General features: G+C 58.5%; 17 protein-coding genes. 5 read left to right on the plus strand and 12 right to left on the minus strand.

The window, feature by feature from the left end; translation table 11 throughout:
- Positions 1 to 8: 8 nt before the first annotated feature.
- Positions 9 to 782 (minus strand): YdcF family protein, encoded by a 774-nt coding sequence (locus ACIQYF_RS12830; RefSeq protein ID WP_402861833.1) that lies wholly within the window; start codon positions 780 to 782, stop codon positions 9 to 11.
- 138 nt (positions 783 to 920) lie between these two features.
- Complete coding sequence (locus ACIQYF_RS12835) at positions 921 to 1,208, minus strand: hypothetical protein (protein ID WP_402861836.1); 288 nt, start codon at positions 1,206 to 1,208, stop codon at positions 921 to 923.
- Positions 1,209 to 1,440: 232 nt separating this feature from the next.
- Between ACIQYF_RS12835 and leuS the strand changes: the two genes are divergently transcribed.
- From leuS to ACIQYF_RS12860, 5 genes are all read left to right on the plus strand, one after another.
- Positions 1,441 to 4,047 carry a leucine--tRNA ligase gene (gene leuS, locus ACIQYF_RS12840; RefSeq protein WP_402861839.1) on the plus strand — a complete coding sequence of 869 codons (2,607 nt, stop codon included), beginning with the start codon at positions 1,441 to 1,443 and terminating at the stop codon, positions 4,045 to 4,047.
- Positions 4,048 to 4,136: 89 nt separating this feature from the next.
- Complete coding sequence (gene lptE / locus ACIQYF_RS12845) at positions 4,137 to 4,742, plus strand: LPS assembly lipoprotein LptE (protein WP_402861842.1); 606 nt, start codon at positions 4,137 to 4,139, stop codon at positions 4,740 to 4,742.
- A gap of 42 nt (positions 4,743 to 4,784) precedes the next feature.
- Positions 4,785 to 5,822 (plus strand): DNA polymerase III subunit delta, encoded by a 1,038-nt coding sequence (gene holA, locus ACIQYF_RS12850; protein ID WP_402861845.1) that lies wholly within the window; start codon positions 4,785 to 4,787, stop codon positions 5,820 to 5,822.
- Positions 5,823 to 5,926: 104 nt separating this feature from the next.
- Positions 5,927 to 6,076, plus strand: a complete 150-nt coding sequence (gene arfA, locus ACIQYF_RS12855; protein WP_003444166.1) for an alternative ribosome rescue factor ArfA — start codon at positions 5,927 to 5,929, stop codon at positions 6,074 to 6,076.
- Positions 6,077 to 6,126: 50 nt separating this feature from the next.
- Entirely contained in the window at positions 6,127 to 7,440 is a 1,314-nt protein-coding gene (locus ACIQYF_RS12860; RefSeq protein WP_402861849.1) for a lytic murein transglycosylase, read from the plus strand.
- Between the two features lie 55 nt (positions 7,441 to 7,495).
- Here the strand turns inward: ACIQYF_RS12860 and ACIQYF_RS12865 are convergent, their stop codons facing one another.
- From ACIQYF_RS12865 to rlmH, 10 genes are all read right to left on the minus strand, one after another.
- A complete protein-coding gene (locus ACIQYF_RS12865) occupies positions 7,496 to 8,452 on the minus strand; it encodes an LD-carboxypeptidase (protein ID WP_402861852.1) in 957 nt (318 codons plus the stop codon).
- A gap of 4 nt (positions 8,453 to 8,456) precedes the next feature.
- The gene (gene lipA / locus ACIQYF_RS12870; RefSeq protein ID WP_402861855.1) at positions 8,457 to 9,497 is read right to left on the minus strand and encodes a lipoyl synthase; all 1,041 of its coding nucleotides are present in this window, start codon (positions 9,495 to 9,497) and stop codon (positions 8,457 to 8,459) included.
- Between the two features lies 1 nt (position 9,498).
- The gene (gene lipB, locus ACIQYF_RS12875; RefSeq protein WP_402861858.1) at positions 9,499 to 10,152 is read right to left on the minus strand and encodes a lipoyl(octanoyl) transferase LipB; all 654 of its coding nucleotides are present in this window, start codon (positions 10,150 to 10,152) and stop codon (positions 9,499 to 9,501) included.
- Complete coding sequence (locus ACIQYF_RS12880) at positions 10,152 to 10,427, minus strand: DUF493 domain-containing protein (RefSeq protein ID WP_019411986.1); 276 nt, start codon at positions 10,425 to 10,427, stop codon at positions 10,152 to 10,154. Before ACIQYF_RS12880 ends, lipB begins: the two co-directional genes overlap by 1 nt.
- A 78-nt stretch (positions 10,428 to 10,505) precedes the next feature.
- A complete protein-coding gene (locus ACIQYF_RS12885) occupies positions 10,506 to 11,663 on the minus strand; it encodes a D-alanyl-D-alanine carboxypeptidase family protein (protein WP_402861863.1) in 1,158 nt (385 codons plus the stop codon).
- Between the two features lie 175 nt (positions 11,664 to 11,838).
- Entirely contained in the window at positions 11,839 to 12,828 is a 990-nt protein-coding gene (locus ACIQYF_RS12890; RefSeq protein WP_402861866.1) for a septal ring lytic transglycosylase RlpA family protein, read from the minus strand.
- Positions 12,828 to 13,838: a lytic murein transglycosylase B gene (gene mltB / locus ACIQYF_RS12895; RefSeq protein ID WP_402861869.1), complete on the minus strand. Its 1,011-nt coding sequence runs from the start codon at positions 13,836 to 13,838 to the stop codon at positions 12,828 to 12,830. Before mltB ends, ACIQYF_RS12890 begins: the two co-directional genes overlap by 1 nt.
- A 17-nt stretch (positions 13,839 to 13,855) precedes the next feature.
- The gene (rodA, locus tag ACIQYF_RS12900) at positions 13,856 to 14,959 is read right to left on the minus strand and encodes a rod shape-determining protein RodA (RefSeq protein WP_192812409.1); all 1,104 of its coding nucleotides are present in this window, start codon (positions 14,957 to 14,959) and stop codon (positions 13,856 to 13,858) included.
- A 31-nt stretch (positions 14,960 to 14,990) separates the two neighbouring features.
- On the minus strand, positions 14,991 to 16,886 hold the full coding sequence (gene mrdA / locus ACIQYF_RS12905) for a penicillin-binding protein 2 (protein ID WP_402861873.1): 1,896 nt from the start codon (positions 16,884 to 16,886) through the stop codon (positions 14,991 to 14,993).
- Positions 16,887 to 16,900: 14 nt separating this feature from the next.
- Positions 16,901 to 17,368 carry a 23S rRNA (pseudouridine(1915)-N(3))-methyltransferase RlmH gene (gene rlmH / locus ACIQYF_RS12910; protein WP_003444191.1) on the minus strand — a complete coding sequence of 156 codons (468 nt, stop codon included), beginning with the start codon at positions 17,366 to 17,368 and terminating at the stop codon, positions 16,901 to 16,903.
- Between the last annotated feature and the right edge of the window lie 2 nt (positions 17,369 to 17,370).

Below are 17,370 nucleotides of genomic sequence, written 5' to 3' on the forward strand. Positions count from 1 at the left end.
CAGGCTTATCAGCGGGCTTGGTTACGATAAAACAACGGGTAGGCAATCTGCCCCACAGCTTCGTTGAGTAACAGCCCAGACTGCCAGACCGATTTGTACTCCGGCAGCCAACCACCCAACGGGCGGGCGTTGTCAGCACTCAAAAAGCCGACCGGCGCAGGCACCACCTCAAAACCGGCTTTTTCAAAACTCCATACCGAGCGCGGCATGTGCCACGCCTGGGTGACCACCACGACACGCTTGATGCCCTGAGGCAAAAGAATGTCGGCGCTCATTTGGGCGTTTTCCCATGTGGTGCGGCTTTGTTCTTCTTTCCAGCGCACCTCAACACCCGAATCGTCTCGCAACGAGTCGGCCATGATCTGCGCCTCACTGGGCGGTGTACCGTAGTGCAAGCCGCCCGTAGTCAGCACCGGCAAGCCTGAAGCCTTCGCCAGTCGCGCCGCATACCGCTGGCGCTCGAGCCCGATCATGGTCGGCTGATCACTGCCCCAGGCCGGGTCACCACGCTCGCGCCCGGAGCCCAGCAGCACAATCGCATCCGCGCGCTCAGCCAGGGTCGACCACTCGCTTTGGGCTAACGCGGGCTCACGCTCGATGGCACGCGCGCCCCACTCCACGACAATGGGCAAGCTCATTAACCATAATCCGCCAAGCCCCAAGGCAAACAGCACACCCGCCAGACGCGGACGCGAGCGCCTAAACCACCAGGCCAGCAGCAGGAACAACAGAAGAATGCCCGGAGGCAAGAGAAGTTGTTTAACGACATATCGAATAGGCATCGAGCATCTCCAGAGATGCCCGAAGCCTAAGGGGGTTGAAGGGAGGCATCAACAGGGCTGGTCAACACTCAAACCCTGATGCATCAACCCTGTACGCTGCGCGTTCATCGTGGGCCCGGCCTGGATCGCCACACAGCCCTACGTTCCCTGCACCCTGTCTTTGAGCCAGATGACCTTGGCCTTGCGAGGGGCATTTTGCACATTCAAGCTGCCTTGGGGGCGTTCATCAGCCTCACGCCCGATCCGGTTTAAATAGACGTTGATCAACTCTAACTCGGCACGACTCAAACCACGCAATTCCAATTCGGCAGGGCGCTCGTCTCGTAATCGCACTGCCGTCTTTGCTGAATCAAGAGCCACACTCAAACGATCAATCAGCCGCTCGTACACCTCCGATTTTATTTCTTTGCGTTGCGACTCTGCCATCCGTACACCTCATTAAGGAAGTTTCTCCCCCCACATACAGCTTAGCTGCGCTTGTAAAACCAGCGCGTTGCCGCGACCAACGGAATGATGAGGCAATCAGGGTTTCCCTCGATAGAGTGGGGTCATGTATGCTACGGAACTTCCTGTAACCCCTGCTCCAACCTGACCGGGCAACACAAATGCCTGTGTAAGTTGAAGAGGACTAGGCCACCCTTTATTAGTACAAGTAGCCATGCACGAACAATATCAGCCCCGTGAAATAGAAGCCGCCGCCCAATCATTCTGGGACAACCAAAAGTCCTTCGAAGTCAGCGAAGATCTAGGCAAGGAAACCTACTACTGCCTATCGATGTTCCCGTACCCAAGCGGCAAGCTACACATGGGCCACGTGCGCAACTACACCATCGGTGACGTGATTTCCCGTTACCAGCGCATGCTGGGCAAAAATGTTCTGCAACCCATGGGTTGGGACGCTTTCGGCATGCCGGCCGAAAACGCCGCGATGAAAAACAAAGTCGCACCGGCCAAATGGACTTACGAAAACATCGCCTACATGAAAACCCAGCTGCGCAGCCTCGGCCTGGCTGTGGACTGGTCCCGCGAAATTACCACCTGCAAGCCTGATTACTACCGCTGGGAACAATGGCTGTTCACTCGCCTGTTCGAAAAAGGTGTGATCTACCGTAAAAACGGCACCGTGAACTGGGACCCGGTCGACCAGACCGTTCTGGCCAACGAGCAAGTGATCGACGGCCGCGGCTGGCGTTCGGGCGCGGTGATCGAAAAGCGCGAAATCCCGATGTACTACTTCAAGATCACCGCTTACGCGGATGAGCTGCTTGAAAGCCTCGACGACATGCCCGGCTGGCCGGAGCAGGTCAAAACCATGCAGCGCAACTGGATTGGCAAATCCCGTGGCATGGAAGTGCAGTTCCCTTACAACGTCGAGTCCATCGGCGAAGCGGGCGCACTCAAAGTATTCACCACCCGTCCAGACACCCTGATGGGCGCCACCTACGTGGCCGTCGCCGCCGAACACCCGTTGGCCACCTTGGCTGCGCAAGGCAACCCGCAACTGCAAGCGTTTATCGCTGAATGCAAAGGCGGCAGCGTGGCCGAAGCTGACATGGCGACCCAAGAGAAAAAGGGCCTGCCAACCTCGCTGTTCGTTGAACACCCGCTGACCGGCGAAAAGCTCCCGGTATGGGTCGCCAACTATGTACTGATGCACTACGGCGACGGTGCAGTTATGGCAGTCCCGGCGCATGACGAGCGTGATTTCGAATTCGCCACCAAGTACAACCTGCCGATCAAGGCCGTGGTTCGTACCAGCGCAGGCGATGAGACACCCGCTCCATGGCAAGCCGCTTACGGCGAACACGGCACACTGATCAACTCAGGCGAGTTCGACGGCCTGGAATTCCAGGCTGCGTTCGATGCCATCGAAGCCGCTCTGACCGCCAAAGGCCTGGGCCAATCGCGCACCCAGTTCCGCCTGCGAGACTGGGGCATCAGCCGTCAACGTTACTGGGGCTGCCCGATTCCGATCGTGCATTGCGACACCTGCGGTGACGTGCCGGTCCCTGAAGACCAACTGCCGGTCGTGCTGCCAGAAGACGTGGTACCCGATGGCGCCGGTTCTCCATTGGCGCGCATGCCTGAATTCTACGAGTGCAGTTGCCCTAAATGTGGCGCACCGGCCAAGCGCGAAACCGACACGATGGACACCTTCGTCGAATCGTCGTGGTATTACGCTCGCTACGCCTCGCCGCATTTCGACGGCGGTCTGGTTGAGCGCAAGGCCGCTGACCACTGGCTGCCGGTTGACCAATACATTGGCGGCATCGAACACGCGATTTTGCACCTGCTGTACGCGCGCTTCTTCCATAAACTGATGCGTGATGAAGGTCTGGTCAGCTCCAACGAGCCGTTCAAGAACCTGCTGACTCAAGGCATGGTCATCGCCGAGACCTACTACCGTACGCTGGACAACGGCGGCAAGGACTTCTTCAACCCGGACGACGTCGAAATCGAACGTGACGCCAAGGCCAAGATCATCGGCGCCACGTTGAAGACTGACGGCTTGCCGGTGGAAATCGGCGGTACGCAGAAAATGTCCAAATCGCTGAACAACGGCGTGGACCCGCAATACATGATCGAACAATACGGCGCAGACACCTGCCGCCTGTTCATGATGTTTGCCTCGCCGCCTGACGCAAGCCTGGAATGGTCGGATTCGGGTGTTGAAGGTTCGCACCGTTTCCTCAAGCGCGTATGGCGCCTGGCCCACGCTCACGTCGGCCAAGGCCTGCCGGGCGCGCTGGACATCGCCAGCCTGAACGACGAGCAGAAAGTCATTCGCCGTGCCATCCACCAGGCGATCAAGCAAGCCAGCCAGGACGTCGGCCTGCACCACAAATTCAACACCGCCGTCGCCCAGGTGATGACCGTGATGAATGTGCTTGAAAAAGCACCACAAACCACCGAACAGGATCGCGCCTTGCTGCAAGAAGGCCTTGAGACTGTTGCGTTGATCCTGGCGCCGATCACTCCACATATCAGCCATGAGCTGTGGAATCAGTTGGGACACGCCGGTGCAATCATCGACGCGCCGTGGCCAACCCTGGACGAAAGCGCGCTGGTGCAAGACACCCTGCAGCTGGTTATTCAGGTTAACGGCAAACTGCGCGGCCAGATCGACATGCCGGCAAGCGCCAGCCGCGAAGACGTTGAAGCGGCTGCCCGCGTCAACGAAAACGTGCTGCGCTTCACCGAAGGCCTGACGATCCGCAAAGTGATCGTGGTGCCTGGCAAATTGGTCAACATCGTCGCCAGCTAATTGGAACAGACGCCCGTACAGCATGCGGGCGTCCAACAAAACCTTTCGGGCCGCCACGTCGGCCCTCCTGGTTTCAAGGGGAGCAACACATGATCAAACGCAACTTGCTGGTGATGGGTCTCGCTGTTCTGTTGAGCGCCTGCGGCTTTCAGCTGCGTGGCACCGGCACCGATCAGCTGACCATGACCGAATTGGGTGTGAGCGCACGCAATGCTTATGGCGACTCGGTTCGCGAACTGCGCCAGGCGCTTGAAAGCAGCGGCGTCAAAGTCACTGACAGCGCACCCTACAAACTGGTATTGACCAACGAAAAAGAAAGCTCGCGCGCTGCCAGCTATGTCGGCACCAACTCTTCAGCTGAGTACGAGCTGACCAAAGTCTGGAACTACGAGATCAGAGGCGAAAACAACCTGCCTTTGCTCGATAGCAAGATTGAGGCGCGCAAGGTTTACCTGCAGGACGGCAACAACCTGAGCGGCTCTACTCAGGAAGCGGCGATGACCCGCAGAGAAATGACCCGTGACCTGGTGCAGCAAATGCTGTTGCGTCTGTCGCAACTGACACCGGCGCGCCTGGCCGAGCTGCAAAAAGTGGCGGATGAGAAGGCGCGTGCTGAAGCACAAGCCCTGGAAGCGGCACGCAAGGCTGAAGCCGAAACGCCGCAACAGTCGCCACTCGAACTGCCAAACCAGTAAGGCATACGGGGCGCTGTGGCGCCCCGTTATCTATCAAGCCCTATGAAACTCGCCCCCGCTCAACTCGCCAAACACCTGCAAGGCAACCTCTCGCCCATCTACATCATCAGCGGCGATGACCCGTTGCTGTGCCAGGAAGCTGCCGACTCCATCCGTAGTGCCGCCCGCAAACAAGGCTTTGATGAACGCCAGGTATTGAGCGCTGACGCCAGCTTTGACTGGGGTTCGCTGCTGCAAGCGGGTGCCAGCATGTCGCTGTTCGCCGAGAAGCGCCTGCTGGAACTGCGCCTGCCCTCCGGCAAGCCTGGTGACAAAGGGGCTGCGGCACTGCTCGAATACTGCTCACGCCCTGGCGAAGACACCTTGCTGCTGATCAGCTTGCCCAAGCTCGATGGCAGCGCGCAGAAAACCAAGTGGGGCAAGGCCCTGGTTGAAGGCCCGCAGACCCAATTCATACAAATCTGGCCGGTAGACGCCAGCCAGTTGCCGCAATGGATTCGCCAGCGCTTGTCTCAAGCTGGGCTGTCTGCCAGTCAGGACGCGGTCGAACTGATTGCTGCTCGGGTAGAAGGCAACCTCCTGGCAGCCGCCCAAGAAGTCGAAAAGCTCAAGCTGATGGCCGAAGACGGCCAGATTACGGTGGAAACCGTGCAGGCTGCGGTGGCTGACAGTGCGCGCTTCGATGTCTTCGGACTGGTTGATGCGGTGCTTAACGGCGAAGCGGCGCACGCCTTGCGCATGCTGGAAGGCCTGCGCGGCGAGGGCGTTGAGCCGCCGGTGATTTTGTGGGCGCTGGCCCGAGAGTTGCGGGTACTGGCCAACATTGCCTTGCAGTACAGCCAGGGCATCTCACTGGACAAAGCCTTTAGCCAGGCCCGACCACCGGTCTGGGACAAGCGCAAACCGCTGATGAGCAAAGCCTTGCAACGTTATACGGCGCAACGCTGGGCTCAATTGCTGATGGATGCACAGCGCATTGATGCGCAAATCAAAGGTCAGGCAGCGGGTTCTGCGTGGAGCAGCCTGAGTCGATTAACGCTGCTGATGTGTGGGCAACGTCTGAATTTGCCATCGGAGTAAACCAACTTTCTCCGTGGGATTTAGTGTTGCTGGACAGCCACTGGACATCTTCAAAAAACTGGCCGATGATTTGCGCTTGTTTAAACCCCGTGAGAGCAAATGCCATGAGCAAGCGCCCCAACAAGGCCAAATCCATCGTCGCCCAACCCTTGTTCCGCAGCCGCCAGGAACGCCCTGCCAAAGGCAAAGGCAGCTACCGCCGCGAAGCCTTCCAGTCGAGAGACCGGGAGGCTTTTTACTTTCTGGCTGCCTGACAGCGGGGATGATAAGGTCTGCATCTGATTTGCATTACCTGGACCTGCGCATGACCTTAAGTTCTTCACGTCGTTGGCCAATGCGCCAACTGATTGCTGCTTCCAGCGTCATTTTGTTAGTCGCCTGCGCAGAAAAACCGACCGCAGCCGATGCTCAACCCCTGCCCGTCACGCCCACTGCGCCCGCGGTCACCACCAGCGCTGCGAGCACCGATGTGCCCAATATTCAGCCCGCCCAAAGTTTTAGCGAATGGCAGGCCAATTTCCGCGTTCAAGCCCTGAACGCCGGCATCTCACCGCACGTATTCGATAACGCGTTCGCCGGCATCACGCCCGACATGAGCGTGATCAAGGCCGACCGCAGCCAACCTGAGTTCAGCCGCCCGGTCTGGGAGTACCTGGACGGTGCGCTGTCGCCTTTGCGGGTACGTAACGGCCAGCGCCTGCTGGAGCAAAACGCCGAGTTGCTGACCCGCATCGAGCAACGCTACGGCGTTGATCGCCAGGCGCTGGTGTCGGTCTGGGGCATGGAAAGCAACTTCGGTACTTTCCAGGGCAACAAGTCGGTGATCCGCTCACTGGCAACCCTCGCCTTCGAAGGCCGCCGCCCTGAGTTCGCCCAGAGCCAACTGATCGCCGCGCTGAAAATCATCCAGGAGGGTGATATCACCCCTGAAAAAATGCTCGGTTCCTGGGCAGGTGCCATGGGCCAGACCCAGTTCATCCCGACCACCTATGAAACCCACGCCGTGGATTTCGATGGCGACGGGCGCCGAGACATCTGGAACAGCTCGGCTGACGCCCTGGCCTCGACGGCGCACTACCTGCAAAGCTCAGGCTGGAAGCAGGGTCAGCCATGGGGGTTTGAAGTTGAATTACCGAGTGGTTTTGATTACGCACTGGCCGATGGTTCGGTCCGAAAAAGCGTCAGCGAGTGGCAGAAGCTGGGCGTTACACTGCCAACTGGCATCCAAGCGCCTACTGGCAGCGAAGAGTTGAGCGCAACCTTGTTACTGCCTGCTGGCTACCGAGGCCCGGCTTTTTTGGTGCTGGATAACTTCCGCGCCATTTTGCGTTACAACAACTCATCGTCGTACGCACTGGCCGTGGGCCTGCTATCTCAGCGCTTCAATGGTGGTGGAACCATTTTGGGTGATTGGCCAAAAGATGACCTGCCGCTGAGCCGATCCGAGCGAATCGAGCTGCAAACCCTGCTCACGCAGCGCAATTACGATGCGGGTAATCCTGACGGGATTATTGGCGCGAACACCCGCAAAGCAATCCGCAGTGCGCAGCAGGCTTTTGGCTGGCCGGCGGACGGCTATCCTTCGCATAAACTGCTGGAGCGTTTGCGCAGTCAGTAAGAGCGCCCTCACCCCGCCCCTCTCCCAAAGGGAGAGGTCTAGAGGGGCTTTGGACTCAAAGCCCTGCAGTCAGAACCACGTCTTGCTCAAGCAACAATTGCTGATTGTCCGCATCCAGGCGCACTTGCGCGCCCATCGGCAAGGTGATGTTCGGGTCGCAATGTCCGCTGCGCCAGCCAGCCAGCACCGGGATGTTCAGCGGCCCGAGTTCTTGCTTGAGCAACCGCTCCAGCGCCTGCACATCCACCCCGGCAAAATCCCCCACCAGCACCCCGCGTAACTGGCCAAGCTTGCCTGCCAGTCGCAGGTGGTTGAGCAAACGATCGACCCGGTACAGCGGTTCGTTGACGTCTTCGATAAACAGGATGATGCCCTGAGCATCCAGCTCAAACGCAGTGCCCATGGCAGCGCAGATCATCGACAGGTTGCCGCCCAGCAAACGGCCACTGGCCGAGCCTGGCGTCAGGGTGGTCAACGGATAGGCCGCCGGGTGTTCGAGCAAAGCAGGTTGTTGCCCCCTCAGCATGCGCATAAGAGAGGACTCAGTTGGCTGCTGCTTATTATTCAGAAGGTCTGCCTTGAGCATGGCCCCGTGAAAGGTCACAAAGCCTGCGTAGCGGGTGATCGCCAAATGCAGCGCAGTGATGTCGCTATAGCCCACGAACGGCTTGGGATGGCGTCTCAGCAGCTCAAAATCGATGTCTTCAAGAAAGCGCGAACAACCATAACCACCGCGCAAACAGAAAATCGCATCAATGCTGTCGTCTGCAAACGCGTTATGAAGGTCGCGCAAGCGAACGGTATCTGAACCTGCCAGGTAACTTTCTTTTTCCCAAACGCCTGGAAACACCCTGAGCTGATAGCCACGGGCATGCATCCATTGGGTTGCGAGTTGCAGATCAAGTTCGGCAGGACCGGCCGGGGCGATCAGGCCGATCACCCCGCCAGCAGGCAGCGCGGGCACCGCGCTGTGAGTCTTGAAAGACACGGGCGCGGTGAGCCGGCTATTCATCGTTTCAGGCACCCACCAGCATGTTTTTAACCAGCTTGGCTTGTTCGTCAGCGTGGTACGAAGAACGCACCAGTGGGCCCGACGCTACGTTTTTGAAGCCCATTTTGTAACCTTCTTCGGCGAACCAGGCAAAGGTGTCAGGGTGAACAAAACGTTGCACCGGCAAGTGGCTGCGCGACGGTTGCAGGTACTGGCCCAGGGTCAGCATGTCGATGTCGTGCTCGCGCATGCGCTTCATCACTTCAATGACTTCCTCATCGGTCTCGCCCAAACCCAGCATCAGGCCGGATTTGGTCGGGATATGCGGCATCATTTGCTTGAAGCGTTGCAGCAAGGTCAGCGACCACTGGTAGTCAGAACCCGGGCGCGCAGCCTTGTACAGGCGTGGCACGGTTTCCAGGTTGTGGTTGAACACGTCTGGCGGCTCGGCTGCGGTGATTTCCAGCGCAATGTCCATACGGCCACGGTAGTCCGGAACCAGGGTTTCGAGCAGCACGTTGGGCGAAAGTCGACGGATTTCGCGGATGCAATCGGCAAAGTGCTGGGCACCACCGTCACGCAGGTCGTCGCGGTCTACCGAGGTGATCACCACGTACTTCAAACGCAGGTCAGCAATGGCGATTGCCAGGCTTTCTGGCTCGTTGACGTCCAGTGGCTTCGGACGGCCGTGGCCCACGTCACAGAACGGGCAACGACGGGTGCAGATGTCGCCCATGATCATGAACGTCGCCGTGCCGCCCGAGAAGCATTCGCCCAGGTTGGGGCAGGATGCTTCTTCGCACACGCTGTGCAACTTGTGCTTGCGCAGCAGGGCCTTGATGCGGTCGACTTCCGGCGACACCGGGATGCGCACGCGAATCCAGTCCGGCTTCTTTGGCAGCTCGGTGGTCGGAATAATCTTTACCGGGATACGCGCAACCTTTTCGGCACCGCGCAATTTAACGCCGGTCTCAACCTTGGAACGGGCCTCTTGTGCACGGGCCACACGTTCGGAGATATCCAGCGTCGGGATCAGGGTTTGAACAGCGTCTTGCGCAGTAGTCATATCAATCGATTCCGCCCGTTAGGGTCGTCTGCTCAGCATAGTCGAGGTGTTTGACGAGCTGCGCGCGCAGCCGGGCACTCACCTCGGCAAATTCAATCGGCCCTGCACGGTCACGCAACTGGGTCATCGCCAGCCCCGCATAACCACAGGGGTTAATCCGTCGAAACGGTTCCAGGTCCATGTCCACATTCAGGGCCAGACCGTGAAAAGAGCAGCCATTGCGAATACGCAGACCCAGGGAGGCGATTTTCGCGCCGTCAACGTAAACGCCCGGGGCATCAGCCTTGGCCGCTGCTGTCACACCATAAGTGTCCAGCAGGTCGATCAGGCAATGCTCCATCCGGCTCACCAGTTCTCGTACGCCAAAACCAAGGCGGCGCACGTCAAGCAACAGATAAGCGACCAACTGGCCAGGCCCGTGATACGTCACTTGCCCGCCGCGGTCCGACTTAACCACCGGAATATCACCCGGCAATAACAGATGTTCGGCCTTGCCTGCCTGACCTTGGGTAAACACTGGCGGATGCTGCACCAGCCAGACTTCATCTTGCGTGTCCGGCTTGTGCTTGCGCTCGTCAGTGAAACGCTGCATCGCCAGCCAAGTCCGCTCGTAGTCGAGCTGGCCCAACTCGCGAATACCCAAGACCTGCGACATCACAGCACCATGTGTACGAAGCCGGTGGCTCGCAATTCACTGTTGATGTTGTACAGCTGGTCTTGATCGGTCGCAACAATGTGCAACTGGATCGTGGTGTATTTGCCATTGGTGCTTTGGCGCTCGTCAATGCGCTGATCATTGATCTTCGCGTGCTTGAGCACGATCTCAATGATCTTGTCCTTGTTGCCCACACCCGTGTCGCTGATCACCTTGACCGGATAATCAGTTTGAGGAAATTCGATCTTTGGCGCCTTTACTTCGGTGTCGGTCATGGCGTATCGGCCTCGTAAGCCCAGAACTACAGAATGCCCCCGTGCATGGTTAGCACGGGGGCATACAAGGAAGTGCTATCAGTTGAACATCCCGTAGAAGAATAGACGGATGCTATCCCAGACGCGGCGGAAAATACCACCTTCCTCAACCGGTTCAAGGGCGATCAGGTCGGCGCTGTGCACAACCTTGTCGTCCAGTTTGACCTCAACCTTACCGATCACATCACCTTTGGCAATAGGCGCCATCAGTTGTGGGTTCATGGTCATGCTGGCGGCCAGCTTTTTCAATTGGCCTTTAGGCAACGTCATGGTCAGGTCATCGGCCAGGCCGGCTTTAACCTCATGAGTGGTGCCTTTCCAGACCGGAGCCTGAGCCAGCTCGGTGCCCTTCTGGTAGAAGGTTTGGGTTTCGAAGAAACGGAAGCCGTAGGTCAGCAGTTTCTGAGTTTCAGCCGCACGGGCCGCTTCGCTGTTAGTACCGAATACCACGGCGATCAGGCGCATGCCATCACGTACCGCCGAAGACACCATGCAGTAGCCGGCTTCGTCGGTGTGACCGGTTTTCAGACCATCAACGGTCTTGTCACGCCACAGCAACAAGTTGCGGTTAGGTTGTTTGATACCGTTCCAGAAGAACTCTTTCTGCGAGTAGATCGCGTAGTGAGTCGGGTCTTCGTGAATGATTGCACGAGCCAGCAACGACATGTCGTGAGCCGACGAGTAGTGATCCGGGTTCGGCAGACCGGTCGGGTTCATGAAGTGGCTATTGGTCATGCCCAGGTCGCCAGCGGTTTTGTTCATCATGTCCGCGAATGCGTCTTCGCTGCCGGCGATGTGCTCAGAAAGCGCAACGCTGGCGTCGTTACCCGACTGAATGATGATCCCGTGGAGCAGGTCGCTGACCGATACTTGGGTGCCGACCTTGATGAACATACGCGAACCACCTGTGCGCCAGGCGTTCTCGCTGACGGTCACCGGGTCGTTCTCGCCAATCTGGCCGCGACGGATTTCCAGGGTCGCGATGTATGCGGTCATCAGCTTGGTCAGGCTGGCTGGCGGCAGACGCTGGTCGCCGTTGTTTTCTACCAGCACGTTACCGCTGTTGGCATCCATCAGAACGTAGGATTTGGCAGCCAGTTGAGGCGGCGACGGCATCATCTCGACTGCCCAGGCAGCCGGGGTGATGATCAGCGGGACAAGCAGGCACAGGCGTTTGGCAAAGGTGGTGATGTTCATCCGTCTCTCGAATTTGTTAGTGAAAACTTACCCTCGCGGGCAAAACTTTTGTGACAGCCGTATGACGGGCTGTCGCGTATTCAGTTGCAAGTGAGCCTCTGGACAGGCTTTTATTGTTGATCCTTGCCACTGCGTTTGGGCCTCCAGGATTCAAGGCCCAACGCTTTAATCAGTGTTACTGATCCGTCACAACGCTCGGCTGGCCCAAATTGGCCGATCGCACGCTGTTTTGCATTTGCTGCACTTCACCGGCTGAGGCAATCGGCCCCAGGCGAACGCGGTGCAAGGTTTGCTGATTGCGCACAATCGAGCTGATGAAGACGGGGGCGCTGACCATGCCACTGAGTTTGGATCGAAGCAACTCGGCAGCGTCCGGATTTGCAAATGCACCGACTTGCAAATAAGTGCCCTGGCCCTTTTGCGCAACCACGGGCGGGATCACATCCGAAGCGTGCTGCTGAGGCGGTGGTGTCCACTGCTCCACCTTGCCGGTCGAAACCGTCAAACCGGGTGCTGCCTGTGCCACTTTAGGCTCGTTGAGCATCAACGGCGCCGGACGACCACGCTGCGCCCACCAGGCTTGCGGGTCAATGCCTTCGACCTTGACCCGAGCCGTACCGGTTTCGGCATAGCCGAGTTTTTTGGCTGCGGCGTACGACAAGTCGATGATGCGGTCCGAATAGAACGGGCCACGGTCGTTAACCCGCAAAATCACGGCCTTGCCATTGTCCAGGTTGGTCACTTTGACGTAGCTGGGCAATGGCAGTGTTTTATGCGCGGCGCTCATGCCGTACAGGTCATACACTTCGCCATTGGCAGTGTTCTGCCCGTGAAACTTGGTGCCGTACCAGGACGCAGTGCCCGAGGCCACATAGGTCTTGGACTCTTGCATCGGAAAGTAGGTTTTACCCAATACCGTGTAAGGGTTGGCCTTGTAGGGGCCGGTATGCAGCGTCGGCGTGGCATCCGGGATGCGCGAGACATCGACATCCCACCACGGCGCGCCGTCCTTGTGAGCGCGGTTGATGTCCAGCCCCGGCTTGGAACTGATAGCGGTCGAGGTTTGCGGGCTGCTCGAGCGACTGCTCGAACAGCTCACCACCAGCAGCGCCATCGCCGCGCAGGCGGCGAGTTTCAAAGGAGTGCGGATCGCAGGAAACGCCATTACTTGTTGCCCCGAACTTGAACCAGCAGGTCGGACAGTTGATGCACTGCCATGGCGTACATCACGCTACGGTTGTAGCGTGTGATCGCATAAAAATTCTTCAGGCCCATCCAGTATTCAGGCCCCTTTTCGCCTTCAAGACGGAACGCCGTTACAGGCATATCGTCGCGCAGCGCATCATGACTCGACCAGCCCAGCGCTCGCAACTCCCCGACGGTCTTGACCGGTTCAATCCCCTGGGTCAAACCTTCATCGACCCGATCGCCCTGCACGTCGGCACGCACCACCACGGGCTCCCCCGCGACCCAGCCATGGCGCTTGAAGTAACTGGCAACGCTGCCAATGGCATCGTCCGGGTTGCTCCAGATATTGATGTGACCATCGTTATCGAAGTCCACCGCATAGGCGCGAAAGCTGCTCGGCATAAACTGCGGCAAGCCCATCGCCCCGGCGTAAGAACCTTTGAGGCTCAGCGGGTCGACTTGTTCTTCGCGGGCCAGCAACAGGAATTCGCGCAATTCCTTGCGGAAAAACTCGGCGCGCGGCGGGTAATCAAAGCCCAGGGTCGACAGCGCATCAATCACCCGGTAATTGCCGGTATTGCGACCGTAGAAGGTCTCAACGCCGATGATCGACACAATCACCTGCGCCGGAACGCCGTATTCCTGCTCGGCACGAGCCAGTACGGCCTCATGCTCACGCCAGAAATCGACACCGCGGGCGACCCGGGCGTCGGTCAGAAACATCGGCCGGTATTCTTTCCACTGCTTGACACGCTCGGCCGGCCGAGAAATGGCGTCGAGAATGGCCTGCTTGCGCTCAGCCTCGCGGAAAACGCCCATCAACTGTTCACCGGCGAACCCATAGTCCCGGGTCATCTCGCCAACGAACTCAGCCACTTGGGGAGAACCTTCATAGTCGCCGGCCACCGCGTTAGACGCGGCACCGAACAGACCCAGCAGGCCCACCCATGACACGTATCGAGCGGCCCAGCCACGCATTGCTTGCATTGAATTGTTCACCTTAATCAAACTTGCGCGATCCACTTTCGATGCGTGTGGATCGACATCAAAACTCCAAACGCTGACAGCAGCGTCACGAGCGAAGTTCCGCCGTAACTAATAAACGGCAATGGCACACCCACCACCGGCAACAGGCCACTGACCATACCGATGTTGACGAAAACGTAAACAAAAAAAGTCATGGTCAAACTGCCAGCCAGCAACTTGCCGAACAGCGTCTGTGCCTGGGCGGTAATCACCAGGCCGCGACCAATCAACAGCAGGTAGATCAACAGCAATGCGCAAATACCCACCAGGCCGAACTCCTCCCCCATCACGGCGATGATGAAGTCAGTGTGACTTTCCGGCAGAAAGTCCAGGTGCGACTGGGTGCCCAGCAGCCAGCCTTTACCAAACACACCGCCCGAACCAATGGCCGCCTTGGACTGGATAATGTTCCAGCCGGTGCCCAACGGATCGCTCTCCGGATCGAGGAAGGTCAGGATTCGCTGCTTCTGGTAGTCGTGCATGATGAAGAACCACATGGCAATCGCCACCGGTATGGCAGCCGCCAGCACGCTGATAATCCAGCGCCAGCGCAAACCGCCCATAAACAGCACGAAGGCACCGCCAGCCAGTACCAGCAGGGCCGTCCCGAGGTCGGGCTGACGTACGATCAGGCCAAAGGGAATCCCGATCAGCAACAAACTGACCGCCACATGCTTGAGCTGCGGCGGCAAGGTGCGTTTGGACAAATACCAGGCGATGGTCGCGGGCATCAGGATTTTCATGAATTCAGAAGGCTGGAAGCGAATGACCCCCGGAATATTGATCCAGCGCGTGGCGCCCATGGCGTTGTGGCCCATGACGTCCACCACCACCAGCAACATGACACCGGCCAGATAACCGATCGGCACCCAACGCGCCATAAAGCGGGGTTCCAGCTGGGCGATGATGAACATCGACACCAGACCGATACCAAATGAGGTCGCCTGCTTGCTCAACAGGTCCCAGCTTTTGCCGCTGGCCGAATACAGCACAAACAAACTGCCAGCTGCGAGTGTCAGCAACAAAATCAGCAAAGGGCCGTCGATGTGCAAACGCTGAAGCAGCGTGGCACGACGACGCATCACATCCTCACTGGAGAGGATGCGGTCAAAATTACTCATCATTGGCCGTAGCCTCCGCCTTTGAAGCGCTGGCGTACTCAGGTTTGAGCTTGCCGTCTGCATCCAGTAGCCAGGCGTCCATGACCTTACGCACCACGGGTGAAGCTACGCGACTGCCGGCTTCGCCGTTTTCAATCATGACCGAGACCGCGATTTGCGGGTTGTTGGCCGGTGCAAAGCCGACGAACAAGGCGTGGTCACGGTGGCGTTCCTGGACTTTGGAGCGGTCGTATTTCTCGCCCTGTTTGATTGCGACCACCTGCGCCGTACCACTCTTGCCGGCAATCAGATACTGCGCCCCAACGCCTGCAACCCGCGCAGTGCCGCGCGCACCATGCACCACTTGCTGCATGCCGTGGTTGACCTTGGCCCAGTTGGACGGGTCGCGCAGCACAATATCGGGCATCGGATTGGGATCTACCGGTGGCACACCCTCAATGGTTTTAGCCAGGTGTGGACGGTTCCACTTGCCTTTGCTGGCAATCAGCGCAGTCGCCTGGGCCAGTTGCAGAGGGGTGGACTGCATGTAGCCCTGACCAATGCCCAAAATCAGTGTTTCGCCCGGGAACCACGCCTGACGCCGGGTCGCACGCTTCCACTCACGGGACGGCATAAGACCGGCCGACTCTTCAAACATGTCGAGCGAGACTTTTTGACCAATGCCGAACTGATTCATATAGCTCGACAAACGGTCGATGCCCAGCTTATGGGCCAGGTCATAGAAATAGGTGTCGTTGGAGCGCATGATCGCGGTGTCCAAATCGACATAGCCATCACCGGTGCGGTTCCAGTTACGGTATTTGTGATCGTAATTGGGCAATTGGTAATAGCCGGGGTCATAGACCCGAGTGGAGCCGGTCACGACGCCGCTGTCCAGGCCCGCAATCGCGACCGCAGGCTTGATGGTCGAACCCGGCGGATACAGGCCCCGCAAGATCCGGTTGAACAACGGGCGGTCAATCGAGTCACGCAGCTCGGCGTAAGCCTTGAAGCTGATGCCGGTTACAAACAGGTTAGGGTCAAAGCTCGGCTGGCTGACCATCGCCAGCACTTCACCCGTCAGCGGGTTCAATGCGACCACAGCGCCACGTCGGCCAGCCAGCGCTTCTTCGGCCGCCTCTTGCAACTTGATATCCAGGCTCAGGACGATGTCTTTACCCGGAATCGGATCCGTGCGCTTGAGCACCCGCAGTACACGGCCACGCGCGTTGGTTTCAACTTCTTCGTAACCCACCTGACCGTGCAGCTCGGCTTCATAGAAGCGTTCAATGCCGGTTTTACCGATGTGGTGAGTGCCGCTGTAGTTGACCGGATCAAGGGTTTTAATCTCTTTCTCGTTGATCCGCCCCATATAACCCACCGAGTGCGCAAAATGCGCACCTTGCGGGTAGTGACGTACCAACTGTGCAACCACCTCAACACCGGGCAGACGGAACTGGTTGACGGCAATCCGGGCGATTTGTTCTTCGTTGAGCTCGAACAGAATCGGCACCGGCTCAAACGGCCGACGCCCCTGCTTCATGCGCTTTTCAAACAAGGCGCGGTCTTCAGGCGTGAGTTGCAGCACTTCGACGATGGCGTCGAGCACTTGCGCCCAGTCACCCGAGCGCTCACGGGTCATGGTCAGGCTGAAGCTGGGACGGTTGTCTGCGATCACCACACCATTGCGGTCAAAAATCAGACCGCGAGTCGGGGGGATCGGCTGCACATGCACCCGGTTGTTTTCGGACAGCGTGGAGTGATAGTCGTACTGCACCACTTGCAAGTAGTACAGACGAGCAATCAGTACGCATATCAGGGCCACCACCACACATGCGCCGACCACGACGCGTCTACGCACAAGGCGTGCGTCCTTTTCGTGGTCTTTAAGGCGAATCGGCTGGGTCATTCTGAGGCGCTGAGCTATTTGTGATAAGGGTGCCCGGACAATACCGTCCAGGCGCGATACAACTGCTCACCGATCAGAATCCTTACCAACGGGTGCGGCAACGTCAACGGCGACAGCGACCAGCGCTGATCGGCGCGAGCGCAGACTTCAGGCGCCAACCCTTCTGGGCCGCCCACCATAAAGTTCACCGTACGCGAGTCGAGGCGCCAGCGGTCCAGCTCAACCGCCAGTTGCTCGGTACTCCAGGGCTTGCCGTGCACTTCGAGGGTGACAATCCGCTCCCCCGGGCCGACTTTGGCCAGCATGGCCTCGCCTTCCTGACGGATGAATCGGGCAACGTCGGCATTTTTGCCACGGGTATTGAGCGGTATTTCTACCAGTTCAAGGGCCAGCTCGGATGGCAGACGCTTGGCATACTCATGCCAACCTTCTTCCACCCACTTGGGCATCCGCGAACCGACAGCGATCAAACGCAGGCGCACAG

It is taken from the genome of Pseudomonas sp. NPDC096917 (assembly GCF_044762555.1).
Taxonomy (GTDB): domain Bacteria; phylum Pseudomonadota; class Gammaproteobacteria; order Pseudomonadales; family Pseudomonadaceae; genus Aquipseudomonas.

What these genes read in the sequence shown, in the direction of transcription:
- ACIQYF_RS12830 (WP_402861833.1), bottom strand. Translation starts at nt 782, where the DNA reads ATGCCTATTCGATATGTCGTTAAACAACTTCTCTTGCCTCCGGGCATT.
- ACIQYF_RS12835 (WP_402861836.1), bottom strand. Translation starts at nt 1,208, where the DNA reads ATGGCAGAGTCGCAACGCAAAGAAATAAAATCGGAGGTGTACGAGCGG.
- leuS (WP_402861839.1), top strand. Translation starts at nt 1,441, where the DNA reads ATGCACGAACAATATCAGCCCCGTGAAATAGAAGCCGCCGCCCAATCA.
- lptE (WP_402861842.1), top strand. Translation starts at nt 4,137, where the DNA reads ATGATCAAACGCAACTTGCTGGTGATGGGTCTCGCTGTTCTGTTGAGC.
- holA (WP_402861845.1), top strand. Translation starts at nt 4,785, where the DNA reads ATGAAACTCGCCCCCGCTCAACTCGCCAAACACCTGCAAGGCAACCTC.
- arfA (WP_003444166.1), top strand. Translation starts at nt 5,927, where the DNA reads ATGAGCAAGCGCCCCAACAAGGCCAAATCCATCGTCGCCCAACCCTTG.
- ACIQYF_RS12860 (WP_402861849.1), top strand. Translation starts at nt 6,127, where the DNA reads ATGACCTTAAGTTCTTCACGTCGTTGGCCAATGCGCCAACTGATTGCT.
- ACIQYF_RS12865 (WP_402861852.1), bottom strand. Translation starts at nt 8,452, where the DNA reads ATGAATAGCCGGCTCACCGCGCCCGTGTCTTTCAAGACTCACAGCGCG.
- lipA (WP_402861855.1), bottom strand. Translation starts at nt 9,497, where the DNA reads ATGACTACTGCGCAAGACGCTGTTCAAACCCTGATCCCGACGCTGGAT.
- lipB (WP_402861858.1), bottom strand. Translation starts at nt 10,152, where the DNA reads ATGTCGCAGGTCTTGGGTATTCGCGAGTTGGGCCAGCTCGACTACGAG.
- ACIQYF_RS12880 (WP_019411986.1), bottom strand. Translation starts at nt 10,427, where the DNA reads ATGACCGACACCGAAGTAAAGGCGCCAAAGATCGAATTTCCTCAAACT.
- ACIQYF_RS12885 (WP_402861863.1), bottom strand. Translation starts at nt 11,663, where the DNA reads ATGAACATCACCACCTTTGCCAAACGCCTGTGCCTGCTTGTCCCGCTG.
- ACIQYF_RS12890 (WP_402861866.1), bottom strand. Translation starts at nt 12,828, where the DNA reads ATGGCGTTTCCTGCGATCCGCACTCCTTTGAAACTCGCCGCCTGCGCG.
- mltB (WP_402861869.1), bottom strand. Translation starts at nt 13,838, where the DNA reads ATGCAAGCAATGCGTGGCTGGGCCGCTCGATACGTGTCATGGGTGGGC.
- rodA (WP_192812409.1), bottom strand. Translation starts at nt 14,959, where the DNA reads ATGCGTCGTCGTGCCACGCTGCTTCAGCGTTTGCACATCGACGGCCCT.
- mrdA (WP_402861873.1), bottom strand. Translation starts at nt 16,886, where the DNA reads ATGACCCAGCCGATTCGCCTTAAAGACCACGAAAAGGACGCACGCCTT.